Origin of the sequence: uncultured Neglectibacter sp., from assembly GCA_937958185.1 — a bacterium.
In the GTDB taxonomy this organism is placed as follows: domain Bacteria; phylum Bacillota; class Clostridia; order Oscillospirales; family Acutalibacteraceae; genus Acutalibacter.
In genome coordinates this window covers 38,466-63,046 of record CALFFN010000006.1, presented here as the reverse complement: position 1 = coordinate 63,046, position 24,581 = coordinate 38,466, and the positions used below count along the sequence as shown (strand labels likewise).

39 protein-coding genes are annotated in these 24,581 nt (G+C 54.1%); 36 read left to right on the top strand and 3 right to left on the bottom strand.

What is annotated here, in order from left to right:
* Positions 1 to 113: 113 nt before the first annotated feature.
* Together AB8996_RS01960 and AB8996_RS01955 are read right to left on the bottom strand one after the other, a co-directional pair.
* Complete coding sequence (locus tag AB8996_RS01960; RefSeq protein ID WP_369297292.1) at positions 114 to 2,369, bottom strand: glycoside hydrolase family 3 N-terminal domain-containing protein; 2,256 nt, start codon at positions 2,367 to 2,369, stop codon at positions 114 to 116.
* A gap of 172 nt (positions 2,370 to 2,541) precedes the next feature.
* Entirely contained in the window at positions 2,542 to 2,757 is a 216-nt protein-coding gene (locus AB8996_RS01955) for a helix-turn-helix domain-containing protein (RefSeq protein WP_369297291.1), read from the bottom strand.
* 8 nt (positions 2,758 to 2,765) lie between these two features.
* Here AB8996_RS01955 and AB8996_RS01950 point away from each other — a divergent pair, with 8 nt between their 5' ends.
* Positions 2,766 to 3,122: a hypothetical protein gene (locus tag AB8996_RS01950; RefSeq protein WP_369297290.1), complete on the top strand. Its 357-nt coding sequence runs from the start codon at positions 2,766 to 2,768 to the stop codon at positions 3,120 to 3,122.
* Positions 3,123 to 3,191: 69 nt separating this feature from the next.
* On the opposite strand, the gene yicI is transcribed toward AB8996_RS01950, so the two are convergent.
* Entirely contained in the window at positions 3,192 to 5,507 is a 2,316-nt protein-coding gene (yicI, locus tag AB8996_RS01945; protein ID WP_369297289.1) for an alpha-xylosidase, read from the bottom strand.
* Positions 5,508 to 5,937: 430 nt separating this feature from the next.
* Here yicI and AB8996_RS01940 point away from each other — a divergent pair, with 430 nt between their 5' ends.
* The 35 genes from AB8996_RS01940 (at position 5,938) to rpsD (ending at position 24,565) form a co-directional block, all read left to right on the top strand.
* Positions 5,938 to 6,969, top strand: coding sequence for an amidase domain-containing protein (locus AB8996_RS01940; protein ID WP_369297288.1), 1,032 nt, complete (start codon positions 5,938 to 5,940; stop codon positions 6,967 to 6,969).
* 79 nt (positions 6,970 to 7,048) lie between these two features.
* Entirely contained in the window at positions 7,049 to 7,546 is a 498-nt protein-coding gene (locus AB8996_RS01935) for a hypothetical protein (RefSeq protein ID WP_369297287.1), read from the top strand.
* A 14-nt stretch (positions 7,547 to 7,560) separates the two neighbouring features.
* Entirely contained in the window at positions 7,561 to 8,307 is a 747-nt protein-coding gene (locus AB8996_RS01930; protein WP_369297286.1) for an S-layer homology domain-containing protein, read from the top strand.
* Positions 8,308 to 8,356: 49 nt separating this feature from the next.
* Entirely contained in the window at positions 8,357 to 8,896 is a 540-nt protein-coding gene (locus tag AB8996_RS01925; RefSeq protein WP_369297285.1) for a hypothetical protein, read from the top strand.
* Positions 8,897 to 9,056: 160 nt separating this feature from the next.
* Entirely contained in the window at positions 9,057 to 9,479 is a 423-nt protein-coding gene (locus AB8996_RS01920; protein ID WP_369297284.1) for a hypothetical protein, read from the top strand.
* Between the two features lie 528 nt (positions 9,480 to 10,007).
* A complete protein-coding gene (rpsJ, locus tag AB8996_RS01915) occupies positions 10,008 to 10,319 on the top strand; it encodes a 30S ribosomal protein S10 (RefSeq protein ID WP_066650219.1) in 312 nt (103 codons plus the stop codon).
* A gap of 69 nt (positions 10,320 to 10,388) precedes the next feature.
* Positions 10,389 to 11,021 carry a 50S ribosomal protein L3 gene (rplC, locus tag AB8996_RS01910; protein WP_369297283.1) on the top strand — a complete coding sequence of 211 codons (633 nt, stop codon included), beginning with the start codon at positions 10,389 to 10,391 and terminating at the stop codon, positions 11,019 to 11,021.
* A gap of 17 nt (positions 11,022 to 11,038) precedes the next feature.
* The gene (gene rplD, locus AB8996_RS01905; RefSeq protein WP_369297282.1) at positions 11,039 to 11,662 is read left to right on the top strand and encodes a 50S ribosomal protein L4; all 624 of its coding nucleotides are present in this window, start codon (positions 11,039 to 11,041) and stop codon (positions 11,660 to 11,662) included.
* The gene (rplW, locus tag AB8996_RS01900) at positions 11,662 to 11,952 is read left to right on the top strand and encodes a 50S ribosomal protein L23 (protein WP_369297281.1); all 291 of its coding nucleotides are present in this window, start codon (positions 11,662 to 11,664) and stop codon (positions 11,950 to 11,952) included. Before rplD ends, rplW begins: the two co-directional genes overlap by 1 nt.
* Positions 11,953 to 12,128: 176 nt before the next feature.
* Entirely contained in the window at positions 12,129 to 12,962 is an 834-nt protein-coding gene (gene rplB / locus AB8996_RS01895) for a 50S ribosomal protein L2 (RefSeq protein ID WP_369297280.1), read from the top strand.
* A gap of 75 nt (positions 12,963 to 13,037) precedes the next feature.
* A complete protein-coding gene (gene rpsS / locus AB8996_RS01890) occupies positions 13,038 to 13,310 on the top strand; it encodes a 30S ribosomal protein S19 (RefSeq protein WP_322183941.1) in 273 nt (90 codons plus the stop codon).
* Positions 13,311 to 13,330: 20 nt separating this feature from the next.
* Complete coding sequence (rplV, locus tag AB8996_RS01885) at positions 13,331 to 13,666, top strand: 50S ribosomal protein L22 (protein ID WP_369297279.1); 336 nt, start codon at positions 13,331 to 13,333, stop codon at positions 13,664 to 13,666.
* Positions 13,667 to 13,684: 18 nt separating this feature from the next.
* Positions 13,685 to 14,431 (top strand): 30S ribosomal protein S3, encoded by a 747-nt coding sequence (rpsC, locus tag AB8996_RS01880; RefSeq protein WP_369297278.1) that lies wholly within the window; start codon positions 13,685 to 13,687, stop codon positions 14,429 to 14,431.
* The gene (gene rplP / locus AB8996_RS01875; RefSeq protein ID WP_369297277.1) at positions 14,432 to 14,848 is read left to right on the top strand and encodes a 50S ribosomal protein L16; all 417 of its coding nucleotides are present in this window, start codon (positions 14,432 to 14,434) and stop codon (positions 14,846 to 14,848) included.
* A gap of 3 nt (positions 14,849 to 14,851) precedes the next feature.
* Positions 14,852 to 15,055 carry a 50S ribosomal protein L29 gene (rpmC, locus tag AB8996_RS01870; protein ID WP_369297276.1) on the top strand — a complete coding sequence of 68 codons (204 nt, stop codon included), beginning with the start codon at positions 14,852 to 14,854 and terminating at the stop codon, positions 15,053 to 15,055.
* 37 nt (positions 15,056 to 15,092) lie between these two features.
* Positions 15,093 to 15,335, top strand: a complete 243-nt coding sequence (rpsQ, locus tag AB8996_RS01865; RefSeq protein WP_369297275.1) for a 30S ribosomal protein S17 — start codon at positions 15,093 to 15,095, stop codon at positions 15,333 to 15,335.
* A gap of 45 nt (positions 15,336 to 15,380) precedes the next feature.
* Entirely contained in the window at positions 15,381 to 15,749 is a 369-nt protein-coding gene (rplN, locus tag AB8996_RS01860) for a 50S ribosomal protein L14 (protein WP_369297274.1), read from the top strand.
* A gap of 15 nt (positions 15,750 to 15,764) precedes the next feature.
* Complete coding sequence (gene rplX, locus AB8996_RS01855; protein WP_369297273.1) at positions 15,765 to 16,085, top strand: 50S ribosomal protein L24; 321 nt, start codon at positions 15,765 to 15,767, stop codon at positions 16,083 to 16,085.
* A gap of 16 nt (positions 16,086 to 16,101) precedes the next feature.
* Positions 16,102 to 16,641 (top strand): 50S ribosomal protein L5, encoded by a 540-nt coding sequence (gene rplE, locus AB8996_RS01850; protein ID WP_369297272.1) that lies wholly within the window; start codon positions 16,102 to 16,104, stop codon positions 16,639 to 16,641.
* 12 nt (positions 16,642 to 16,653) lie between these two features.
* Entirely contained in the window at positions 16,654 to 16,839 is a 186-nt protein-coding gene (locus tag AB8996_RS01845) for a type Z 30S ribosomal protein S14 (RefSeq protein ID WP_369297271.1), read from the top strand.
* A 242-nt stretch (positions 16,840 to 17,081) separates the two neighbouring features.
* Complete coding sequence (gene rpsH, locus AB8996_RS01840; protein WP_369297270.1) at positions 17,082 to 17,480, top strand: 30S ribosomal protein S8; 399 nt, start codon at positions 17,082 to 17,084, stop codon at positions 17,478 to 17,480.
* A 19-nt stretch (positions 17,481 to 17,499) separates the two neighbouring features.
* A complete protein-coding gene (gene rplF, locus AB8996_RS01835; protein ID WP_369297269.1) occupies positions 17,500 to 18,048 on the top strand; it encodes a 50S ribosomal protein L6 in 549 nt (182 codons plus the stop codon).
* An 18-nt stretch (positions 18,049 to 18,066) separates the two neighbouring features.
* Positions 18,067 to 18,426, top strand: coding sequence for a 50S ribosomal protein L18 (gene rplR, locus AB8996_RS01830; RefSeq protein ID WP_369297268.1), 360 nt, complete (start codon positions 18,067 to 18,069; stop codon positions 18,424 to 18,426).
* 49 nt (positions 18,427 to 18,475) lie between these two features.
* Positions 18,476 to 18,943 (top strand): 30S ribosomal protein S5, encoded by a 468-nt coding sequence (gene rpsE / locus AB8996_RS01825; protein ID WP_369297337.1) that lies wholly within the window; start codon positions 18,476 to 18,478, stop codon positions 18,941 to 18,943.
* 14 nt (positions 18,944 to 18,957) lie between these two features.
* A complete protein-coding gene (gene rpmD, locus AB8996_RS01820) occupies positions 18,958 to 19,125 on the top strand; it encodes a 50S ribosomal protein L30 (protein ID WP_369297267.1) in 168 nt (55 codons plus the stop codon).
* 20 nt (positions 19,126 to 19,145) lie between these two features.
* Positions 19,146 to 19,586: a 50S ribosomal protein L15 gene (gene rplO / locus AB8996_RS01815; protein ID WP_369297266.1), complete on the top strand. Its 441-nt coding sequence runs from the start codon at positions 19,146 to 19,148 to the stop codon at positions 19,584 to 19,586.
* 1 nt (position 19,587) lies between these two features.
* Positions 19,588 to 20,901, top strand: coding sequence for a preprotein translocase subunit SecY (secY, locus tag AB8996_RS01810; protein WP_369297265.1), 1,314 nt, complete (start codon positions 19,588 to 19,590; stop codon positions 20,899 to 20,901).
* A gap of 14 nt (positions 20,902 to 20,915) precedes the next feature.
* Positions 20,916 to 21,554 (top strand): adenylate kinase, encoded by a 639-nt coding sequence (locus AB8996_RS01805; RefSeq protein ID WP_369297264.1) that lies wholly within the window; start codon positions 20,916 to 20,918, stop codon positions 21,552 to 21,554.
* On the top strand, positions 21,551 to 22,303 hold the full coding sequence (gene map, locus AB8996_RS01800; RefSeq protein WP_369297263.1) for a type I methionyl aminopeptidase: 753 nt from the start codon (positions 21,551 to 21,553) through the stop codon (positions 22,301 to 22,303). Before AB8996_RS01805 ends, map begins: the two co-directional genes overlap by 4 nt.
* Before the next feature lie 10 nt (positions 22,304 to 22,313).
* The gene (locus AB8996_RS01795; protein ID WP_369297262.1) at positions 22,314 to 22,586 is read left to right on the top strand and encodes a hypothetical protein; all 273 of its coding nucleotides are present in this window, start codon (positions 22,314 to 22,316) and stop codon (positions 22,584 to 22,586) included.
* A gap of 2 nt (positions 22,587 to 22,588) precedes the next feature.
* Positions 22,589 to 22,807: a translation initiation factor IF-1 gene (gene infA, locus AB8996_RS01790; protein WP_369297261.1), complete on the top strand. Its 219-nt coding sequence runs from the start codon at positions 22,589 to 22,591 to the stop codon at positions 22,805 to 22,807.
* A 173-nt stretch (positions 22,808 to 22,980) separates the two neighbouring features.
* Positions 22,981 to 23,094, top strand: a complete 114-nt coding sequence (gene rpmJ, locus AB8996_RS01785; RefSeq protein ID WP_369297260.1) for a 50S ribosomal protein L36 — start codon at positions 22,981 to 22,983, stop codon at positions 23,092 to 23,094.
* Positions 23,095 to 23,125: 31 nt separating this feature from the next.
* Positions 23,126 to 23,494, top strand: a complete 369-nt coding sequence (gene rpsM / locus AB8996_RS01780) for a 30S ribosomal protein S13 (RefSeq protein WP_369297259.1) — start codon at positions 23,126 to 23,128, stop codon at positions 23,492 to 23,494.
* 15 nt (positions 23,495 to 23,509) lie between these two features.
* Positions 23,510 to 23,911: a 30S ribosomal protein S11 gene (gene rpsK / locus AB8996_RS01775; RefSeq protein WP_369297258.1), complete on the top strand. Its 402-nt coding sequence runs from the start codon at positions 23,510 to 23,512 to the stop codon at positions 23,909 to 23,911.
* Positions 23,912 to 23,938: 27 nt separating this feature from the next.
* A complete protein-coding gene (gene rpsD, locus AB8996_RS01770; protein WP_369297257.1) occupies positions 23,939 to 24,565 on the top strand; it encodes a 30S ribosomal protein S4 in 627 nt (208 codons plus the stop codon).
* Positions 24,566 to 24,581 lie beyond the last annotated feature (16 nt).

Below are 24,581 nucleotides of genomic sequence, written 5' to 3'. Positions count from 1 at the left end.
TTTCTCGGCAGTCCGTTTGCCTACATGTTTGCAGAAAGCCAGGCGATTTTAATCGCCTGGCTTTCTTGATACCATGCCGATACCGGGAAAAGGTTTTCCCATGGGTAAGGAAATTACCTCGTCTTCTTGTACTTTTCCGTTCGGCTGTCGGAAATGACGCCGGAAAAGCTCAAGCCGAAACCGAAATCGTAGGTGTTGCCGCATTCGTCGGTGTAGGGCGCCATGTCGAAGGGAACGTCCTCCTGCTGGGTCTCCACCGTGTCCATGTCTTTGGGGATCTGCACGGGCAGCAGACCGCTGGGCTGGGCGCCGCCTGTGAGAATGTCCAGCACCGCCTGCGCCTGTACGCCGAAATGCGCCACGATGCCGGCGGCTTCCCCCTCGAACTCCGCCATGACCATGGGCTTGTTCATTTCCGCAATGACGATCACCGGCTTATTTCCCATGCGGCGCTTGGTGTCCAGAATATTGTCCAGATCGCTTTCGTTGGCGGCGCGGACGGTTTTGTTTTTGTATCCCCGGTCGGTGAAATCCTCGTAGGGGTCCCCGCCGGCGATGCTGTGTTCCCGGGCAAGCTTTGCCGTGTAGGGGCGGAACTGCAGGCTGACAGGCAGATAGCCGTTGCCGCCCTGCTCCCGGTCGCTGACCTCATAGGGGTTCGTGATAGGCGTTTCGATGAACACCAGCCCCACGTCGGCTTCTTCCGGGCTGTCCACCACGGTAAAATATTTTTCCAGCAGCGTTCTGGGCACGGGGTCAAAATCCTTCGCCGGATCAATATTGCGGAAGAAAGCGGGAGTCGCGTCGATGTGGCGGCTGGGGACGTAAACCCTGACGCCACGCTTGAGAGGTAAAATATTTTCCTTATTTTTCAGCAGAATCACAGATTTCAGCTGGGCTTCATAGCCCTCTCTGCAAAATTCCTCACAGCCCACCAGGGCGGCGCTGTCCTCAGCTTCCAGGTAGGGGTTCTCAAACAGCCCGCAGCGGAAGGAATTTTTCAGCAGCCGCACGGCGGATTCTTCAAAGCGCCTGCGCATGGTTTCCTCACCGTATTTTTCGCAGCCCAGCCGGTATGCTTCCAGCACAGGAGCGGCTTCGGCGTTGCCGCCGAACTGATCTACGCCGTTCATCAGGATACGGAGGTGGCGCTCGGCTTCGCTCAGCTCTTCCACGCCCCAGCAGCGGCTGGCAAAGCCCTCCACGCCCTCGCCGTGGTCGGCGGTGATGCCCCAGTCGGTGCAGACCACGCCGTCATACCCGTACTTTTCCCGAAGCAGGTCGTGAATGATGTACTCGTTATAGGAATTTCCCACGTTTTCGCCGTTTTTGCTGTCCTGTCCCCAGGAGACGGAGTAGTAAGGCATGATCGCCGCCGCCTTTTCGGTAGGACCGTCCAGCTGGAAAGCGCCGTTCAGGAACGGGGTCAAATGCTCTTCAAAATTGCCGCCGGGATATACCGCGTACTTGCCCCAGGCGTAGTGGGCGTCTCTGCCGCCCTCACAGGTGCCGCCGCCGGGCCAGTGCTTCGCCATGGCGTTTACGCTGTCTTTGCCCCAGCCGGTTTCCGTGTTTTCGGTGGTCTGCATGCCGTCGCAGTATGCCCGCGCCATGTCGGCGGAGAGCTCCCGGTGCTCGCCGAAAGTGTCGCCGAACCGCATCCAGCGGGGCTCAGTGGCAAGGTCTATCTGGGGGGAAAGGGCGGTGGCAATGCCCATTGCCCGGTATTCCCTGGAAGCGATCTCCCCAAAGCGCCTGCACAGCTCCGGGGAGAAGGTGGCGGACATTGCCAAGCCCTCCGGCCATTTGGAAACGTCTCCCCCAGCGCCGCCCCGGTACTCCGCGCCGGAGGTCGCCGCGCCGTGGCGGGGGTCGCTGCTGGTATTCACCGGCAGACCAAGGGGAAGGCTTTCCGCCATCGCCTGCATTTCATTGTTCCAGCGGGCGGCAGTGTCGGCGTTTTCCAGCTTCATAGCCAGAATGTGCCGGATATGGTCCTTGCCCAGTAAATCTTTTTGCTGGTCGCTGAGCGCCCAAGGCTTTTCCCCGCTTTCCGGGAAGGGCTTTCCGTGGTAGGTGCCGGGGAAGGGTCCGCCGGGCATGGCGGGCACCATCTGGTGGGGAGAGTACAGCATCAGCCCGGCGATCTGCTCCACCGTCATGCGGGAAGCAAGGTCTTTCGCCCGCTGGTCCGCGGAAAGCCGCCAGTCCTCATAGGGCAGCAGCTCCCCGGTTTTTGCCAGGTCCTTAAAATAGCAGCCGTCCTGCTCCAGAATTTCCACCCCGGACTCCGGGCAGAACCCCAGCACAGGTCCGTTTTTGTTTTCCACGGTCAGGAACCTGCCGTCCCTGGACTTCTTTTTTTCCATAGAAATGCACCCTTTCAGCCGATTTTTTTCTTTTCCTATTGTATCAGACCCCGGCGGGAGATGTCAAGCTGCCTAAAAATCAAAACAATAAAAAGAAAAAATGGGTGAATTAGATAAAAAGCAAGGCGCTTCTACTGAGAGAGAAGACCTTGCCGGATTATAAAATGAAAAATTACAGGTTCATGGTTGGGTTTTCTGTTCTGCCCAGCAGGTAATCGATGGAAACATGGAAATAGTCCGCGAATTTGATCAGAGTTTGATAATCCGCTTCCCGTAATTCGTTTTCATACCGGCTGATGGTGTTTTGGCTCATATTCAAATCCATTGCCATTTTGATCTGCGTGACGCCCCGCTCTTTGCGGAGCTGCTGTAATCTGAAAATTTGCAATCCCCCCCTTGACAGTATTATCCCAAAACGGTATAATGCAAATATCCCATTTTGGTATATTCAGGAGGAATGAAAAGATGACCGAAAGTGAGCTGCGAAAGGAATTTTTAGCAAAGTGGAAAAAAGAAAACCCGCAAAAGAGCGGTTTTTTTCTGATAGCAATTGTAGCGGATATTGTGCTGGCAATGATTGTGCTTGTCATACTGTTCCAGCAGCCTGTCGGGATAAGTAATAAAAAAATAGCGTCGCTGCTCATCATTGTAGCGGTTTCCGTGGGGCTTGGCATTATTCGTTCCGTTGTTGCCGGAAGCCGAACCGCGGAATGGAAACAGTATTTGGAAAAGAACCGGAACCGCCTGAAATAAGGAAAAACGCAAAACAGCCTTTCCACAGCAATTGCCGCGGAAAGGCTGTTCGTTTTGTTTTTTCAGAAATTACAGCGTAATCGTCACATCGTTCAGCTCGGAGTCTACCGTGAGCAAAACACCCTGCTCTGTGGTCTCTGCCTGCGCGCCGGAAACGCTTTTCACGCCGGAAATGCCGTGGAGCAGCATACGGAGGTTTTCCGCCTTTCCGGCGAAGTGGAAGCGGAGAGCGCCGTCTTCCCTTGCCCCGGTGACGCGGAGCAGGTCGGCTCCGTCCTTGTCCCTGATATTGGCGGAAGCGGAAGTCTTCAGCTGGTACACATGGAGGGTCAAGTCTTTGCCGTAGTCATATTCCACGTTTTGGTCGTCCGCGCCCATGGGGAGAATGGTGTTTTCCCGCACCATCAGGGGCAGGCTCATGAAATCGTGCACCTCGTGGAGCCAGCGCCCGCCCTCGACCACGCGACCGTCCAGCAGCCCCGTCCATGTCCCGGCAGGCAGGTAGTAGTTCACATCGCCCTCCTTGGTAAACACCGGGGCGACCAGCAGGCTGCCGCCCAGCATATACTGGCGGTCCAGATCGGCGCAGGGAATGTCTTCCGGGAATTCCAGCACCATGGCGCGCATGGCGGGAACGCCGGTTTCGTGGGTCTCCACCGCGGCGGAGTACAGATAGGGCATGAGGGTGCATTTGAGGTTGGTGAATTTCCGCAGCACGTCCACGGCTTCCTCGTCAAAGAGCCAGGGCACCCGGTAGGAGTTGGAGCCGTGGAGCCGGGAATGGGTGGACAGCAGCCCGAACGCCGACCAGCGCTTGTACACGTCCGCCGGGGCGGTGCCCTCAAAGCCGCTGATGTCGTGGCTCCAGAAGCCGAAGCCGGACAAACACAGGGACAGCCCGGCGCGGAGGGATTCGCTCATGGAAAGGTAGTTGGAGGAGCAGTCCCCACCCCAGTGGACCGGGAATTTCTGCCCACCCACCGTGGCGCTGCGGGCAAAGAGACAGGCATTATTTTTGCCCTTGTACTCCTCTAAAAGCTCGAAAACGCATTTGTTGTACAGGTAGGTGTAATAGTTGTGCATCAGCTCGGGGTCGCTGCCATCGAAGTAAACCACATCGGTGGGAATCCGCTCGCCGAAATCGGTCTTGAAGCAGTCCACGCCCATGTCCAGCAGCGCCCGCAGCTTGCCCTGGTACCAGTCCCATGCGGCGGGGTTGGTGAAGTCCACCAGACCCATGCCAGCCTGCCACAGGTCCCACTGCCACACGTCGCCGTTAGGGCGCTTCAGGAGGTAGCCTTTTTCCATGGCTTCCCTGAAAAGCGGGGACTTCTGCCCGATGTAGGAATTGATCCACACGCATATCTTCAGCTTCTTTTCGTTTTTCATGCGGGAGAGCATTCCGGGCACGTCGTCGAACGTGGCGCTGTCCCAGGTGAAATTGCACCATTCGTTTTCCTTCATCCAGTAGCAGTCAAAGTGGAACACATGGAGGGGGATATTCCGCTGGGTCATGCCGTCCACAAAGCTGGTGACTGTCTTTTCGTCATAGCTGGTGGTAAAGGAGGTGGTCAGCCACAGCCCGAAGCTCCATGCCGGGGGCAGGGCAGGACGCCCGGAAAGGGCGGTGTAGTTTTGCAGCACGGTTTTGCCGTCCCCGCCGCCGATGACCATAAAGTCGATCTTTTCGCCGGGCACGGAGAACTGCACCCGGGTCACCACCTCCGAGCATATCTCATAGGAAACCCTGTCGCTGGAATTTACCAGCACGCCGTAGCCCTTGTTGGTCAGATAGAAGGGAATATTTTTGTAGGAGATTTCGGAGCAGGTGCCGCCGTCCTCGTTCCACATATCCACCACCTGACCGTTTTTCACGAAAGGCGTGAAGCGCTCCCCCAGCCCGTACACCTTCTCGCCGATGTCCAGATCCAGCTGGCACCGCATGAAAGAACCCGACCGGGTTTTCATGGTGCTGAGCATGGCGTGCCCGAAGCGGTCGCCGATCTGGGTCAGCTTCTTTCCTTTATAAAAGTAAGTAAAGGAAGCAGGGTTTTTCGTGACGCGCAGCTCGGTGCTGCCGCTTTTCACAGAAATGCCGCCATCGAACTCCGTCACGTCCAGCGGGACCTTAATGTCGTTCAGCTCAAACTGCGGCTCCTTTCTGGCGCTGCCCATAAAATGGTACGCCTGTGTGCGGATAATATCCGGCTGGGGAGAGGAAAGGAACATCTCCAGCACAGGTCCGCCCATGGCGCGCTCGTCCTGGGGATATGGCACGGCATACAGGTATACCCTGTCCCGCTCGATTTTGATTTCCCGAATCTGTACGCAGTCGGCAGCCTCCACGCCGGGGAGGTTCAGCCAATAGCCCCTGGTAAATTTCATAAAATGCCCCTTTCTTGCTCCTGTTGAGAGATGGTTTGCTTTCTTCCAGTATTGTACTTTGTTCTTTTTCAAAAGTCCAGAGGAAATGGAAAAGAAACGTCCGCCCGGAAAAGCAAGGGAAACAAAAGAGCGTGGAGAGGGACTTCAACACTGAATTTTAGCAAAATTCCATAAAAATCAAAAATCTTGTTGACAAATGCTGACGCAAATAATATACTTTACCTAGACAAGTAAAAATGTAAAAAGCAAAAATAGAAAAACAAAAGGCAAAAAACAGAAAAGAAAAAGCATTTGACACGGCTTTCAGGCTCCATGGAATGCGGCGCCATTGCTTGAGAGGAGAGGGTACCTGTGCAGAAATAGGGGCAGGCTTGAGGGATACGCATAAAAAGGATTAACAACACGTAAAAAATGAAAAGGACGGCTATTTATGAAAAAAATAATGTGCTATGTTTTAGTTTTATGTATGCTTTTTGGAATGAGCATAACAGTATCCGCAGATTCACTGGAGGAAATGCAAATTTCTGAATTAACGAAAAATTATCTTACAATTAGTTCTTCTGCCAGATATGAGAGAGGAGATGTAGATCTTATTTGTGATACAGTTTCCAGCCTTTCTCAAGAACGAGTAAACAGTTTGAAAGAAAAGGTTGCTCAAAAGGTTCGTAAAGATTCAGCCGCAAATTCCATTGGAATTGACGCTGATATTGGCAGATATTTTAGTGAGAAAGCGTTATATTTTAAGTATTTGAGAGAAGAAAACGATTCATATGTTACAGATTTCAAGACAATTTACGGAAAACCAGAAATTACTATAGACGGCGATACAGCAGAAGTAAAAATATTCCAAACTATCGGAATGCAGTATCCTGATTTGGATGAGGAATCTGCTATATCTACTAATTATGTCATAAGCTTGGTAAGAACTGAGTATGGTTGGAAGATTTCGAACATAAGTTCAGATGATTTGTTTGACAATACACACAACATGGATTTCAAGGCAGAGGAAGAAATTCAAAAGCGGCAAAAACTTCAGACACAGCCGGCTTCGATAGTCGCAGAAACAACATGCCCGAGTATAGAAGAATTAAGGGCTGCAGCTGCTGCAAATGGAGCGAAAGTGTATTCTTACAACCGCACCAACGCAGCCTATTATTCCAAACAATATACTACTTCTACACGAGATGTTTATGCAGCTACGGAATACTACAATAAGAATTTTCCCAATTTTGCCGGACCAGGTGACGGCGGCGATTGCATGAACTTTGCTTCTCAATGCATGTTTGCAGGGTTTGGAGGCAGCGATGAGCCAAATATTAGAGCCTATGACCCCCCAATGGATCGAGTAGGTAATTCGTATGATGGGCAATGGTATTTTGACCCTGCAGGGTCTCGCAGTGGTAGTTGGACAGGAACAATGACTTTTCAAGATTATGTAGAAAAATCAAAAAACAAATTATAAAAATGAAACAAATCTGTTCTGCAATTCATATTATACCACATCTCCGGTAGATCAGATATATGATTACAAGAACAGATTGGTGGGTGCACTTGTTTTCGTCTTAGATAAGGACGGCGACGTAGGTCACGCGATGGTTATTGGGAAAGTGACAGGTCCATCTGATTCGCAGATTTATGTGTCGGCACATACGCACGACAAAAAGCTGGTTCCCTTGGCAGAGTGTGATAGTAACCATGCTTTTCGTATTGTTGTGCCAGAAGCATTTTACTTATATTCTACCCCTCCTGCAGTAAGAGTAACCTGTAACTGGAAGGATAACGTTCCGGCAGGCACCACAGTTACTTTCTCGGGTAATGCGGAACGTCGTTCCGGCGGAACCTGCTATCGCATGGCAATAGAGGTGATACCTCCTGATAAATCGACGTCATCTTGGAGCAATGGGGTCATGTCTACGAACTCTATTTCCCACGCGTTTACATTAAATCAAAAAGGATTGTATACCATCAAGATTTACGCGAAAGAAACATATAATACCAGCGGAAATGTAAGCAGTACCATGACCTTGCGAACGTATTGAAAGGAGTAAATTTTATGAAAAAGAATTTTGGAAAAAGGCACCTGCGCAAATTTGCAGCCCTGCTGCTGGCGGTGCTCGTGTGCGCGGGAATCGCGGCGCAGCCTGTTTTTGCCGCCCAACGCGGGGACGGCGTCATTTATCATCAGGACGAGCCGGAATGGGCGGTGGAGAGCATCAACTGGTTCATTCGCCACCCGGGATATCTTGACATCAAAGCGCCGAGCAGCGCGGCTGACCCCGGTCCCGGCTTTGCCGAGAGAACCATGTCGCGGCGGTGGCTTTGCCAGTTGATTTATTCCATGGAACGCAGGGATCAACAGAATTTGGGCGGGAAAGAGCCGGGAAACGGAGAACCCAGACTGCCGGACGGCAGTCAGCTTCCAGATGGCTCTTTGTGGATTTCTAAAGCAGTAATCTGTTTTGGAACGAAAGAAGGCAATGTTCCACAGAATGACAAAAGCGTTTTGACCCGGGAGCAGATGGTCACTATCGTGCACCGCTATATGCAGTACCGAAATAAGATATATCAGGACGGCACGGCGAAAGGGCTTTCCGGCGCGGCACTTCCTGCAAAGTACAAAGACAGGAACCGTGTGTCCGCTTTCGCCCGGGAAGCTATGGAGTGGGCGGTAGGAAACGGCATTGTCGGCGGGAAAACGGCAGCCACGCTGAACCCCAGGGACACCGCTACCGAAGCGGAAACCATCGTTGTGCTGTACCGTGCCCTGCGGCAGCAGGGCTATGAAACGCCCGGCGCGTGACGGTTGACGCAGATAAAATGTGAGTTTGACTTTTAACGAGGGAATAGAAATGACAAAAAAGACAGGGGATATTCTGTTTTTCCTCATCATAGCTTTGGTGGCAGCGGCTTTTTGCTGCATGGCGACCCCCTATAGTGTTCCCGTGCGATATGCGCCCGGTCCAACAAAAGAAATTGTCGGCACGGTTTCCTACTTCGCTCTGCGTTCTGTAGCAAACCTGTTCTCCATTACCGCCGGGGGGAACGCCCTTGCCTGGCTGGTCGCGCTGGTCGTTTCCAAATGGAGAGGGAGCGATCCCTCCCCCTGGACAGTTTTCTTCGGCGGGGTTTCTTTCCTCAGTTCCCTTTTCTGCCTGGTCGACCTGATTGCGGATTCCTTCATGCCATGGCTTGCTATCGGCGTTTCCGTTCTTTTGGCAGTTGCATTCCTTTTACAGTTTATCAGAACGTACCGCTTGCCCCACGATTTCAAAATCATTTTTCCGATTTTGTGGAGCGTTGTTGTCGAACTGCTCCTGCTGTTTCGCATTTTCCTTTCTTCGTCCTATTTCCCCGGCTTCTTTTCATTTGTTTCCAATTTCTTTTTCTAGGGAAGCTTCCGTTTCCTTTTGCAGCCCTGCCCGGTAACGGTATCGCCCGCGTGGAAAGTAGGATCATTTGACTTTTTTGGGATATCTTTTTATAATTGGAACAGACGAGAAACGGAGGAACGCCGGAAACCGCCCGGCAAAACGAGGGAGGGAGCTTGCCGTGAAAAAACAGGACGCTGGAAAAGGAATATGCTATCTGCTCACTTACGCGCTTTTTGCCCTGCTGGCGCTGTGGGCGCTGCCCGCGCTGCTGGGCTGGGTGGGCGGACTGGCGGCTCGAAATTACCGGCTTGCGCCCCTCATTGCGGCGAACGTCCTGTATTGGGCGGTGTTGGCGTTTCTCCTGCTGTTCCGCACCCACCAAAGCGCCCGGCTGGGGCGCAAGGGCGTTTTTCTCAGCGCCGCCCTGTTCCTGCTTTCCCTGTGCCTGACTGTGTTCGCCCTTTGGCAGGACCGGGGCTGGGAGGGCATGATCCTTTTAACGGTGGAGCAGCTTTATGATTCCGTGCTCCTTCTGCGGGCGCGGAAACGCCGATCCCGTTCGGAAACAGATGGGGAAAAGCAAACCTTCCCTGAATCATAGGGAAGCGGCAAAACAGCGCCTGCCTTTTGGCAGGCGCTTATTTTCAACTTGTGTGCCGAGCGGAGAAAACCACCAGATATTGTGCCGAAAGGAACGGGAAAAACACTGGGAAAGAAAAAACGAAAAAATTTGAAAAAATTTTGAAATTTTCCTTGCAAAACACGAACAGGCATGATATTATAATCAAGTGTGACTGCACAAGACGTTTCTCCGAAAGCGTCATGCTGGTACGGAGAAGCGCCAGATATGCGATGAAGCGGGAGGTTGCGGCTCTTCTGAGCCGGTTTTTCCGTGGAGTATGTCCGATTTCAAACCGGGCGAAGGAATTTGAAAGATGGGAACCACCGGGCTTTCCCGGCAGGCCGGGTCTATGTCTTTCAAAGGATGTTATGGGGTTTCCCACTCCCGGAATCCGTATGCGGATTTCGGTTTTTTGATGCCCAGGGTAGAAACACCCGGGGCAGTGTTAAAAAACATTTGGAGAGAAAAACTCATGCCCGCCAACCAATTTATAAGGAGGCGACTAACGTGGCAGTCAAGGAAAAAATCAGGATCAGGATCAAGGGGTACGATCATCAGCTGGTGGACCAGTCCGCCGAAAAGATCGTTGCTACCGCAAAGCGCACAGGCGCTCGGGTGTCAGGCCCGGTGCCGCTGCCCACTGAGAAGCAGATCATCACCATTCTGCGCGCTGTTCATAAGTATAAGGACAGCCGGGAACAGTTTGAGATGCGCACCCACAAGAGACTGATCGACATTCTCAGACCCTCGAATAAGACCGTTGAGGCTTTGATGGGTCTGGAGCTCCCTGCCGGCGTGGAAGTAGAGATCAAGCTGTAAGCTTCTACCAACCGAGACAGAGGGTCATGTTGAGGGAACTCAACCAATAACCTAACAGGAGGAACAAACATGAAAAAAGGAATCATCGGCAAGAAGGTCGGCATGACGCAGATCTTCGACGAGAAGGGGAAAGTGATCCCCGTCACCGTCATTGAAGCCGGTCCCTGCGTGGTAACGCAGAAGAAGACCGTGGAAAACGACGGCTATGAGGCGGTCCAGGTTGGCTTCGGCGACCAGAAGCCCCAGCGTCTGACCAAGCCCCTGAAGGGTCACTTCGACAAGGGCGGCGTCGCCCCCAAGAAAACCCTCCGCGAGCTGCGGCTGGACGACATCAGCGGGCTGAACGTGGGCGACCTGATCAAGGCGGACGTCTTTGAAGCAGGCGAGCACGTGGACGTGACCGGCGTGAGCAAAGGCAAGGGATATGCGGGCGTTATCAAGCGCTGGAACTTCCATCGCCTGAAAGAGACCCACGGTACCGGTCCTGTTGCCCGCCACGGCGGCTCCAGCGGTCCTATTTCGGACCCCTCCCGCGTGTTTAAGGGAGTGAAGATGGCAGGTCATCTGGGCGCGGAGACCGTTACCGTGCAGAACCTGGTCATCGCCAAGGTAGACGCAGAGAACAATCTGATTGCCGTCAAGGGCGCTGTGCCCGGACCGAACGGCGGCATCGTCACCATTCGCAACAGCGTGAAAGCATAAGGGAAGGAGGAATCAGAATGCCTACAGTAGCAGTTTTGAACATGCAGGGCAAGGAAGTCGGCAAGCAGGAGCTGTCTGAAGCGGTGTTCGGCGTAAAGCCCAACGTTTCCGTGATGAACGACATGGTAAAGAATTACCTTGCCAATCAGCGCCAGGGCACTCAGTCCGCCCTGACCCGTGCAGAGGTTTCCGGCGGCGGCAAGAAGCCGTGGAGACAGAAGGGCACCGGCCGCGCCCGCCAGGGCAGCACCAGAGCCCCCCAGTGGACCCACGGCGGTATCGTGTTTGCCCCGAAGCCCAGAGATTACAGCTATACCGTAAATAAGAAGGTCAAGCGCCTGGCAATGAAGTCCGCTCTTTCTTCCAAGGTGAACGACAACGAGATGATCGTGCTGGACGAGATCACCACCGACGCTTACAAGACTAGGACCATCGCCGAAATGCTTAAAGCGATCGGCAGCGAGAAAAAAGCCCTGATCGTTCTCAGCACCGTGGACGAAAAGGTGATCGCTTCCGCCCGGAACATTCCCGGCGTCAAGACCGCGCAGGTCAACACCCTGAATGTATACGACATCCTGAACGCCGACAAGTTTATTGTCGTCAAGGATGCGGTGGCTAAAATCGAGGAGGTGTATGCATAATGGCAGCACAGGATATCATCATCCGCCCCGTCATTACGGAAAAGACCATGGACGGAAACTCCCTGAAGAAGTACACCTTCGAGGTCAGCAAGGATTCCACCAAGATCGACATCAAGAGAGCTGTGGAAGAGCTTTTCGGCGTGAAGGTCAGCAAGGTGAACACCCTCCATGTGAGAGGTCAGCTGCGCCGCCAGGGCAGGAACGAAGGCTATACCAGAAGCTGGAAGAAAGCCGTCGTTACCCTGACTGAGGACAGCAAGACAATAGAATTCTTCGAGAGCATGGTGTAAGTTCTGACCGACAGATCCGCGGCTTTCAGGCTTATTTGCACCTGAAATCCATCAGATCTTTCCGATCAGGAAAGCTTGGAAAAAGAATCAAGCACAGCATTTGAAAAGTGCTGAAATCAGCATGAATGGGAGAGCGCCAAGCTCCCGCAAAGCCGAAATAGGAGAGTGAAAACCAAATGGCAATCAAGAATTACAAGCCGACCACTGCGGCAAGGCGCAATATGTCCGTTACGGATTATCAGAGCCTGTCAAAGAACGGCCCCGAAAAGAGCCTGCTGGCTCCTTTGGACAAGAATGCCGGCCGCAACAGCTACGGCAGGATCACCGTCCGCCACCGCGGCGGCGGCAACCGCAAGAAGTACCGTATCATCGACTTCAAGCGGCAGAAGCACGATGTGGAAGCCACTGTGCTGAGCATCGAATACGATCCCAACCGTTCCGCCTTCATCGCCCTCGTCCAGTATGAGGACGGCGAAAAGAGATATATCCTTGCAGCCAACGGCATGAAGGTGGGAGACAAGGTAGTTTCCGGCGAAACCGCCGATATCAAGCCCGGCAACGCCCTTCCCCTGAAGAGCATTCCCGTGGGCACCTTCATTCACAACGTGGAGCTGTATCCCGGCAAGGGCGCCCAGCTGGCAAGAGCCGCCGGTATCATGGCGCAGCTGATGGCAAAAGAGAACGGCATGGCTCTGCTGAGACTGCCCTCCGGCGAGCTTCGCAACGTGCCGGAGAACTGCATGGCTTCCATCGGTCAGGTTTCGAACATCGACCACGAAAATGTGAAGATCGGCAAGGCTGGCAGAAAGCGCCACATGGGTTGGAGACCTACCGTCCGCGGTTCCGTTATGAACCCCAACGACCACCCCCATGGCGGCGGCGAGGGCAAGAGCCCTGTGGGTCGTCCCGGACCTGTTACCCCCTGGGGCAAGCCCGCTCTGGGTTACAAGACCCGCAAGACGCACAACCGCAGCGATAAGTTTATCGTAAGGCGCAGAAACGGCAAGTAAGCACACGGGCAGGGGGACCCGGAGAAACCGTGGAGTCCCCCGTACCAACAACGAAAGGATAGTGAATTTCAAGCTATGAGCAGAAGTCTGAAAAAAGGACCTTTTGTACAGCCCGTGCTGCTGAAAAGGATCCAGGCTATGAACGAGGCCGGCGAAAAGAAAATCGTCAAGACTTGGAGCAGAGCCTCCATGATCTTCCCGGATTTTGTCGGTCATACCATTGCAGTCCATGACGGTCGCAAGCATGTGCCGGTGTACATCACCGAGGACATGGTCGGTCACAAGCTGGGCGAGTTCGCCCCCACCCGCACCTTTAAGGGTCATGCCGGTGCGAAAACGACCAAGTAAAAGAAAGGAGAAGATAGATTATGGAAGCGAAAGCAACACTGAACTATACCCGTATCTCTCCTCGCAAGGTCGGAATCGTGCTGGATTTGATCCGGAACAAGCCGGTGGACCTTGCCGCCGCTATTTTGCAGCATACGCCCAAGGCTGCCTGTGAGGACCTGGAGAAGCTCCTCAAGTCCGCAGTGGCAAATGCTGAGAACAATTTCAACATGGATAGAAACAGCCTTTACGTTTCCCAGTGCTATGTGACCCCCGGACCGATCCTGAAGCGGATCCGTCCCAGCGCACACGGCAGAGCGTTCCGGGTGTTGAAGAGAACTTCCCACATCACCATTGTGGTGAAGGAAAAAGAGTAAGCGGTAAGGAGGCAAATTATGGGTCAGAAAGTGAATCCCCACGGTCTTCGCGTGGGCGTAATTAAAGACTGGGATTCCCGTTGGTTCGCGAAGGACAATGAGTTCGGCGACACGCTCGTACAGGACTACAACCTCCGCAAGATGCTGAAGAAGCAGCTGTATTCCGCGGGCATTCCGAAAATTGAAATCGAGCGGGACGCATCCAAGGTGCGTATCCACATTCATTGTGCCAAGCCCGGTCTGGTCATCGGCAAGGGCGGCACGGAGATCGAAAAGCTTCGCCAGCAGTGCGAAAAAATGCTGGGCAAGCCCGTTGTCATCAACATCATCGAGGTCCGCCAGCCCGACCTGAACGCTCAGCTGGTCGCTGAGAACATCGCCTCCCAGCTGGAGCGCCGTATCGCGTTCCGCCGTGCGATGAAGGGCTGCATCGGGCGCAGCATGCGCCTGGGCGCGAAGGGGATCAAGACAAAGGTGTCCGGCCGCTTGAACGGCGCCGATATCGCCCGCAGCGAAGAGTACCATGACGGCACGATCCCGCTGCAGACCCTGCGCGCTGACATTGACTACGGCTTCACCGTGGCAAGGACCATCTACGGCGCTATCGGCGTCAAGGTGTGGCTCTACAAGGGTGAAGTGCTGAATGACAACCGCAGCGGGAACCGCGAGGAGCGCGGCAACCGTGATAACCGCGACAACCGCGGCAGGCGCGATGACCGCAGGGACAGACGTCCTGCGGGAAACAGGGAAGGAGGGCACAGATAAATGTTACTCCCCAAGCGTGTGAAGTACCGCAGGGTACAGAGAGGCCGCCTGAAGGGCAAGGCTCTTCGCGGCAATAAGGTCACCTACGGTGATTACGGTCTCCAGGCTCTGGAGCCCGCATGGATCACCTCAAACCAGATCGAAGCCGCCCGTGTCGCCATGACTCGTTACTGCAAGCGTTTCGGTAAGGTTTGGATCAAGATTTTCCCCGACAAGCCTGTCACTCAGAAGCCGGCTGAAACCCGAATGGGTTCTGGTAAAGGCTCTCCCGAGTATTGGGTAGCCGTGGTCAAGCCCGGCCGTGTCATGTTCGAGCTGGGCGGTGTGCCGGAAGCAACGGCAAAGGAGGCCCTCCGCCTCGCTGCCAACAAGCTTCCCATCAAGTGCAAAGTCATCAAGAAAGAAACGGAGGCGTAAGTCATGAAAGCTTCAGAAATCAGAGAATTGACAGCTGAAGAGCTGAACAGCAAGCTCGGTGAGCTCAAGGCGGAGCTTTTTAACCTTCGTTTCCAGCTCGCTATCAATCAGCTCGATAACCCCATGCGTATCTCAGCGGTAAAAAAGGATATTGCCCGTGTCAAAACGGTGATCCGTGAAAATGAGATGAACGCCGAGAACGCTTAAGGGAAGGGAGGAACGAAAAGTGAGCGAAGAGAGAAACATGAGAAAAACAGCTGTCGGACGCGTAGTCAGCAACAAGATGGATAAGACCATTGTCATTGCCATTCAGGACAGTGTGAAGCACCCGCTTTACGGCAAGGTCATCAAGCGTACAGTGAAGCGCAAGGTCCACGATGAGAACAACGAGTGCAACGTGGGAGATCGCGTACGCGTCATGGAGACCCGTCCCCTTTCCAAGGATAAGAGATGGCGTCTGGTCGAAATCATCGAGAAAGCCAAGTAATTTCATTTTGATTCATCTGGCTTTAGAGCAAAGGAGGAACGCACTGTGATTCAACAGCAGACTTACCTCAAAGTTGCCGACAACACCGGCGCGAAGGAGCTTATGTGCATTCGTGTTCTGGGCGGTACCGGCAGGAGGTATGCCAATATTGGCGACGTCGTAGTGGCTTCTGTCAAAAAGGCAGCGCCCGGCGGCGTGGTAAAGAAGGGCGACGTTGTGAAGGCGGTCATCGTGAGATCGGCTTCCGGCGTGCGCAGAGACGATGGCACTTACATTCGTTTCGACGAGAACGCTGCCGTCATTATCCGTGACGACAAGAACCCCAGGGGCACTCGTATTTTTGGGCCCGTTGCCCGTGAGCTGCGCGACAAGGAATATCTGAAGATCCTGTCCCTGGCTCCCGAAGTGCTTTGATGGAGGTGGACGTCAATGAATAAAAAATTGCATGTAAAGACCGGCGATACCGTTGTGATCTTGAGCGGTAAGGACCGCGGCAAGAAGGGCAAGATCATGCAGGTCAGCCCCAAGGAGGGCAAGGTCATCATTGAGAATGCCAACTTCGTGCAGAAGCACGTGAAACCCCGCAGAATGGGCGAGCCCGGCGGTATTATCAAGGCTGAATCCGCCATCTATGCCTGCAAGGTGCAGGTGGTCTGCCCCCGCTGCGGAAAGCCCACCCGTGTCGGACACAAGGTTCTGCAGGACGGCACAAAAGAGCGCATTTGCAAGAAATGCGGCGAATCGCTGTAAGGGAGGGAAAACACAAATGGCAAGAATGAAAGATTTCTACAAAGCAGAAGTCGCCCCTGCCCTGATGAAGAAGTTCAGCTATAAGAGCGTGATGGAAATTCCGAAGCTGGACAAGATCGTCGTCAACGTGGGCGCGGGCGAAGCGAAAGACAACGCCAAAGCCATCGACGCTATCAGCAGCGATCTGGCTGCCATTACCGGTCAGAAGCCCCTGGTATGTAAGGCAAAGAAATCCGTGGCAAACTTCAAGCTGCGTGAGGGTATGCCCATCGGCGTGAAGGTAACGCTCCGCGGCGAGCGGATGTACGAATTCCTCGACAGGCTTTTCAATGTGGCGCTGCCCCGTGTCCGTGACTTCCGCGGGATCAATCCCAATTCCTTTGACGGAAGAGGAAATTACAACATGGGTATTCGTGAGCAGCTGATCTTCCCCGAGATCGACTACGATAAGGTCGATAAGGTCCGGGGTATGGATATCTGCTTCGTCACCACAGCGAAAACCGACGAAGAGGCTCGTGAGTTTCTGTCTCTCATGGGCGCTCCGTTCATGAGATAAGGAGGATTCATCGTGGCCAAAACATCTATGAAAATCAAGCAGCAGAGACCTCAGAAGTATTCCACCAGAGAATACAACCGCTGCAAGATCTGCGGCAGACCCCACGCCTACCTTCGTAAGTTTGGCATTTGCCGTATCTGCTTCCGCGAGCTTGCCTACAAGGGCGAGATCCCCGGCGTGAAGAAGGCAAGCTGGTAAAAAAGCTGTAAACAGCTTTCTGGAAGTTGCTTCGCAACTTCACTGAATAAAGGCAGCCTTCCTGAAGTTGCTGCGCAACTTCATCAAAGAAAAGCGGCTTTTTAGAAGTTGCTTCGCGGCTTTATCAAAGAAGGGCAGTTTCACGGGATTTGTGGAGCTGGAAAAAAGCGAAAACGGTTTTCCGAAAGGAAAAGTTTTCAGGACAGGACATGATACTGATACCAAAAGGAGGTTATTAAGTCATGCAGGTTACAGATACAATTGCCGATTTGCTGACCCGCATCCGCAACGCGCAGTCTGCAAAGCATGATACCGTTGAGGTTCCCGCCTCCAACATGAAAAAGGCTATCTGCCAGATTCTTGTTGACGAGGGCTACGTGAAGAGCTTCACGGTCACGGAAGACGGAAAGCAGGGTATTATCACCATTACCCTGAAGTATGGCGAGGGGAAGACCCCGGTCATCAAGGGGCTGAAGAGAGTTTCCAAGCCCGGTCTGCGCATTTATTCCAACGCGCAGGAGCTGCCCCGCGTCATGAAGGGGCTGGGAGTGGCGATCATTTCCACCTCTAAGGGCGTTATGACCGATAAGGCGGCAAGACAGCAAAACGTCGGCGGCGAAGTGCTGGCGTTCATTTGGTAAAAGAAGGGGGTGCGACGGAATGTCGAGAATTGGAAGAAAACCCATAAATATTCCCGCTGGCGTTGATGTGAAGATCAACGGCAGTGAAGTGACGGTCAAAGGACCCAAGGGAACTCTGACCCAGACTTTTCACCCGAAGATGACCGTGGCTGTGGAGGGCAATGAGATACTCGTTACCCGTCCCGACGACGAAAAGGAGTCCCGGTCGCTTCATGGTCTGACCCGCACGCTGATCCACAACATGGTGGTCGGTGTGACCGAGGGCTTCCAGAAGACGCTGGACGTGCAGGGTGTAGGATATCGTGTGCAGAAGCAGGGCAAGGACCTGGTCATGAACCTGGGCTATTCCCATCAGGTGACGGTGTCCGATACCGAGGATATCAAGATCGAAGCTCCCAATCCCAACACGATCGTGATCTCCGGCATCGACAAGCAGAAGGTCGGTCAGTTTGCAGCAGAAGTCCGCGAGAAGCGTCCGCCTGAGCCCTATAAGGGCAAGGGTATCCGCTATGCCGGCGAGTATGTCCGCCATAAGGAAGGCAAAGCCGGTAAGGGTGCCAAAGGCTAAGAGAAGGAGTGAGAAGAAATGGTCAATAAACCTGATACGAACAAAGCACGTCTTCGCCGCCATAAAAGAGTGCGCGGCAAGATTTCAGGTACGGCAGCCTGCCCTCGCCTGAATGTGTTCCGCTCCTCCGCTAATATCTATGCTCAGATCATCGACGATACCACGGGCAATACCCTGTGCGCAGCGTCCACTCTGGACAAGAGCTTCAGCGGAAACGGCGGCAACAAGGAAGCTGCCCGCGAAGTCGGCAAGATGATTGCTCAGCGGGCTGCGGAAAAAGGAATCACCGACGTGGTCTTCGACCGCGGAGGCTATATCTTCCACGGCCGCGTCAAAGAGCTGGCCGAAGGCGCCCGTGAGGGCGGTCTCAACTTCTAAGAAGGAGGAATAAATTTTGGCTAGAGAGTTTGACGCATCCGGAATTGAGATGCAGGAGCGGGTTGTTTCCATCAACCGCGTATCCAAAACCGTCAAAGGCGGTCGCATCATGAAGTTCTCTGCTCTGGTAGTTGTAGGCGATGGAAACGGCACTGTCGGTTTTGGTATCGGCAAGGCTGCGGAAGTCCCGGACGCTATCCGCAAGGGCATTGAGGACGCAAAGAAGAATCTGACCACCATTTCTCTGCGGGGTTCCACCATTCCCCATGAGATCATCGGTGAGTTTGGCGCAGGCAAGGTCATTTTGAAGCCCGCCGCCCCCGGTACCGGCGTTATCGCCGGCGGTCCGGTCCGCGCGGTGGTGGAAAGCGCTGGTATCAAGGATATCCGCGCAAAGGCTCTGCGCTCCAAGAATCCCTGCAACGTTGTGCGCGCTACCATGATGGGTCTGACCCAGCTGCGTACCGCGGAACAGGTTGCGGCGCTTCGCGGCAAGACTGCGAAAGAAATTCTGTAAGGGAGGGTGCATTTGTGACGATTACATTGAAAAAAAGCCTTATCGGCTGTAAGAAGGATCAGATCGCAACCGCCCGTTCCCTTGGGCTGAAGAAGGTCGGCGACAAAGCCGAGCAGCCCGATAATGCCCCCACACAGGGCAAGATCAAAAAGATCAGACATCTGGTCGAGGTAAGCGAATAAGCGCAAGGAGGTGCATGAGAATGAAGCTCAATCAGCTGACAGCTGCGCCCGGCTCTACCCAGGAGCGCAAGCGCATTGGCAGAGGCAGCGGCTCCGGCAACGGCAAAACAGCCGGTAAGGGTCATAAGGGTCAGAAAGCCAGAGCGGGTCACGGCATGAGACCTGGCTTTGAAGGCGGTCAGATGCCTTTGCAGAGAAGAATCCCGAAACGGGGCTTTAACAACATCTTTGCCAAGGAGATCGTTTCTATCAATGTGGGAAGTCTGAACAAGTTTGAAGACGGGGCTGTGGTAGATACAGCCGCATTGGTCGAGGCAGGTATCGTGAAAAAGAGCTGCGACGGCGTGAAGATTCTGAGTAGCGGCAAACTGGAGAAGAAGCTGACTGTAAAGGTCGCCGCTTTTTCCGAAGCTGCAAAAGCAAAGATCGAGGCTGCGGGCGGAAAGGCCGAGGTGATCTGAGTTGTTTAACACCATCAAAAACGCATGGAGGATCCCCGACCTGCGGAAAAAGATCCTGTACACGCTGATGATCATCATCGTGTTCCGTCTGGGTTCCGTGATCCCTGTGCCGTTTCTCGATGCTTCCGGGCTGGCAAACCTGATGAGCCAGGCTTCGGAAAATACGGCGCTGGGTTATATCAATATGCTGACAGGCGGTGCGTTCTCTTACGCGTCCCTGTTCGCTATGGGTATCACCCCCTATATCAACAGTTCCATTATTATGCAGCTGTTGGAGGTTGCGATCCCGCCGCTGGAGCGGCTCGCCAAAGAAGGCGAGGAGGGGCGCAAGAAGATCGCCGCCATTACCCGGTATGTCACTGTGCTGCTGGGTCTGATTCAGGGCACTGCGTACTATTTCTATCTCCGTAATTCCGGCATTGTAAAGTTCACCTCCGGGTTCTCCGGCGTATTCGTGGCGATCGTCATCGTATTGACCTTTACCGCCGGTACGGCGCTGATCATGTGGATGGGTGAGCAGATCAATGAGAAGGGCATCGGCAACGGCATTTCCATGATCCTGCTGGCAGGTATCGTGGCACGTCTGCCCGTCACCTTCGGCACTGTGTGGCAGTATTTCCAGCTGGGTCTGGACAGCCCCTCTACCAATGGGCGGTTCCTGATCCTTGCCCCGCTGTTCATCGTGCTGTTCCTGGGCGTGATCTGGGTCATCGTTTTCATGAACGAGGCAGAGCGCCGGATCCCGGTGCAGTATGCAAAGAAGGTCGTCGGGCGCAAAATGTACGGCGGACAAAGCTCCTTCCTGCCCATCAAGGTGGCAATGAGCGGCGTTATGCCCGTGATCTTCGCAAGCTCCATTTTGTTCATCCCCCAGTTTATCCACTTCTTTGTGAAGCCTGAGGAAGGCACTTTCTGGGCAGGCTTCTTCAATGCGTTTGAGCAGACCGGGTGGGTGTATATCGTTCTCTATTTCCTGATGATTATTCTGTTCGCGTATTTCTACATGTCCGTGCAGTATAATCCGCTGGAGATGGCGAACAACCTCCGCCAGAGCAACGGCACGATCCCGGGCATCCGCCCCGGCAAGCCTACGGCGGACTTCATCGCAAAGATCCTTTCCAAGGTGACCCTGATTGGCGCCCTGTTCCTTGCCTTTGTGGCGCTGGTGCCGATCATCTACACCAAGGTGACCAACATGGCGGGGCTGTCCCTGGGCGGCACGTCGGTCATCATTATCGTAGGTGTAGCTCTGGAAACCGTGAAGCAGCTGGAATCTCAGATGATGATGCGTCATTATAAGGGCTTCCTCGACTGAGAAGGAGGAACGAGATGAAACTGATTTTGTTAGGTGCGCCCGGCGCGGGAAAGGGCACACAGGCAGAGATCATCTGCCGCGAAAAAAATATTCCCACGATCTCCACGGGGAACATTCTCCGTGAGGCGCTGAAGAACGGCACGGAGATGGGTCTGAAGGCCAAGTCCTATATGGAAAGCGGTCAGTTGGTGCCCGATGATATCCTCATCGGCATCATCAAGGACCGCATTCAGGAAGACGATTGCAAAAACGGCTTTATTCTGGACGGCTTCCCCAGGACCATTCCCCAGGCCGAGGCGCTGGACGCCATGGGCGCAGGTATCGACGCGGTGCTGGATATTGAAGTTGCCGACGAAGATATCGTGACCAGAATGTCTGGACGCCGTGTCTGCGAAACTTGCGGCTCTTCCTACCACGTGCTGTATAAGCAGCCTAAGGTGGAGGGAAAGTGCGACGCTTGCGGCGGCACCCTCATTCAGCGCAAGGACGACCATCCCGATACAGTAAAAGAGCGTCTGGCAGTGTATCATAACCAGACCGAGCCCCTCAAGGAGTTTTACAGCAAGCAGGGCAAGCTGCTTGTTGTCCACGGTCAGGAAAAGGTGGAGGATACCACCCGCCTGACTTTGGAGGCTCTGGAGGACCTCACATGATCGTGCTGAAAACCAGCCGGGAAATTTCCATTATCCGGGAAGCCGGCAAGATTTCGCAAAAAGCACTGCAGCTAGCCGGAGAAGCCGTCGAACCAGGGGTCTCAACCTGGGAGATCGACCGGATCGCCCGAGAATATATCGAGAAGTCAGGCGCGATACCCAGCTCCCTGAATTACGACGGATTCCCTGCCAGCACTTGTATTTCTGTAAATGAGGTAGTTGTCCACGGCATACCTTCCAAAAGCCAGATTTTGAAAAAGGGCGACATCGTGGATATCGATCTGACCGTATGCTACGAGGGTTTCAATGCGGATAACGCATGGACCTTCCCCTGCGGGGAGATCAGCCCGGAAGCGCAGGCGCTTTTGGAAACCACCGAGCAGGCCCTGTATCGAGGGATCGAACAGGCAAAGCCCGGAAACCGCATCGGCGATATCGGTCATGCGGTGCAGGAGTATGCCGAGGCTCGCAATTACTCGGTGGTACGAGAATTTGTCGGCCACGGAGTAGGTGCGAACATGCACGAAGACCCAAGCGTACCCAATTACGGCACTCCCGGCAGGGGAGTGCGACTGTTGCCGGGCATGGTGATAGCCATCGAGCCCATGATCAACGCAGGCGGCTGTGCGGTTCAAATACTGCCGGACGGCTGGACAACGGTGACAAAGGACGGAAGCCTTTCCGCTCACTTTGAACATACCGTTGCCGTCACTCCCAACGGACCGGTCATTCTGACCCGGTTGGACTGAGGAGAGCGCCATGGAGATAAAACGTGGTCAGGTGGTAAGATCCATTGCCGGTCATGATAAAGGCGGGTTTCTGACAGTGCTGGAGGTCACCCCTCCCTGCGCGCTTGTGTGCGACGGGAAACGCAGACCGCTGGAGCGCCCCAAACGGAAGAAGCTGTTCCATCTGGCGCCTACGGCGACCGTCCTGTCAGAGGAAGCCCTGAAAACCAATCGGCAGATACGTACCGCCCTTCGTCCCTTTCGGGAGAAGACGGGGGAGCAATCAGAAAGGTATGGTGATTGAGAGTGTCAAAACAGGACGTAATTGAAGTGCAAGGCGTTGTCAAGGAAGCGCTGCCCAACGCGACCTTTCAGGTCGAGCTGCAAAACGGGCACATGGTCCTCGCCCACATTTCCGGCAAGCTGCGTATGAATTTTATCCGCATTCTTCCCGGGGACAAGGTCACATTGGAGATGTCTCCCTATGATCTGACCAAGGGCAGGATCACCTGGCGCTCCAAGTAAACAGACCTGCGGCGGACAGCCGCAGGAAAGACAGTATGATCCAGGTTCGGAGAGCTTCGGCTGGGCAGGCTGGGATTTTGGAATAAGTACAGCCGCAGCGGCTTGAGGCGTCGAGGACGGAACTGATCGACCGCACAGAGTGCAGTCGGATTAAAAGTAGGAGGTACACTGTTATGAAGGTAAGACCTTCTGTCAAGAAAATGTGCGAAAAGTGCAAAATCATCAGACGCAAGGGCAAGGTCATGGTAATCTGTGACAATCCCAAGCATAAGCAGCGCCAGGGCTAAGCCCCGCGCAAGAAGCATTGGAGGTATCAGAATGGCTCGTATTTCAGGCATTGACTTGCCCAGAGACAAGCGGATCGAAATTGCGCTGACCCATATCTTTGGCATCGGGCGCAAGACCGCCAGCAATATCTGCGCCGCTACAGGCGTGAATCCCGATATCCGGGTTCGTGACCTTTCCGAAGACGATACGGCAAAGCTGAGAGACTATATCGACAAGAACTGCCACGTGGAAGGCGATCTCCGCCGCGACCTGGCGTTCGACATCAAGCGTCTCATCGAGATCGGCTGCTACCGCGGCGTCCGTCACCGCAAGGGGCTGCCGGTAAGAGGTCAGCGTACAAAGACAAACGCCAGAACCCGCAAAGGTCCCAGAAAGACCATGGCGAACAAGAAGAAGTAAGGAGGGATTGATTCCATGGCAGCACAGAAGGGTACAAAGGGTACGGTGCGCCGCCGCCGCGAGCGTAAGAATATCGAGCGTGGCGCAGCCCATATCCAGTCCACTTTCAACAATACCATTGTTACGATTACCGATACACAGGGCAATGCGATTTCCTGGGCAAGCTCCGGCGAGCTGGGCTTCCGCGGTTCCAGAAAGTCCACCCCCTTTGCAGCGCAGACAGCGGCGGAAACCGCTGCCAAGCTGGCAATGGAGCATGGGATGAAGTCCGTTGAGGTTTACGTGAAGGGTCCGGGGGCAGGTCGTGAAGCCGCTATCCGCGCTTTGCAGGCAGCCGGTCTGGAAGTAAGCATGATCAAAGACGTAACGCCCATTCCCCATAACGGATGCCGTCCTCCCAAGAGAAGACGCGTGTAAAATACCGAATCAGGAGGTTACTCAAAAATGGCAAGATATACAGAAGCTGTGTGCAAGCTGTGCCGCCGCGAGGGTCAGAAGCTGTTCCTCAAGGGCGAACGCTGCTACACGGATAAGTGTGCGATCACACGCAGAGCATATGCCCCCGGTCAGCATGGTCAGGGACGCAAAAAGACTTCCGAATACGGTATGCAGCTGCGCGCAAAGCAGATGACCCGCCGGTTCTACGGCGTGCTGGAGAACCAGTTCCGTCATTACTACGAAATGGGAACAAAAATGCCCGGCAAGGCAGGCGACAACCTGCTGATTTTGCTGGAATCCCGTTTGGACAACGTGGTGTACCGCTGCGGCTGGGCAAGCTCCCGTGCGGAAGCCCGCCAGCTGGTGGTGCACGGTCACTACACCGTCAACGGCAAGAAGGTAGACATTCCTTCTTATCTGGTAAAGCCCGGCGATATCGTCGCCGTGAAGGACAGCAGCCGTCAGACCGACAAGATGAAGGCTGTGATCGAAGCAAATTCTTCCCGCCCTATCCCGAAGTGGCTGGATGTGGATGCCGCCAATGCACAGGCAAAGGTTGCCGAAATGCCCACCCGTGAGGACATCGACCTTGAAGTGGACGAAACCCTCATCGTCGAATTGTACTCCAAGTAATGCGCTCTCTTTTCAG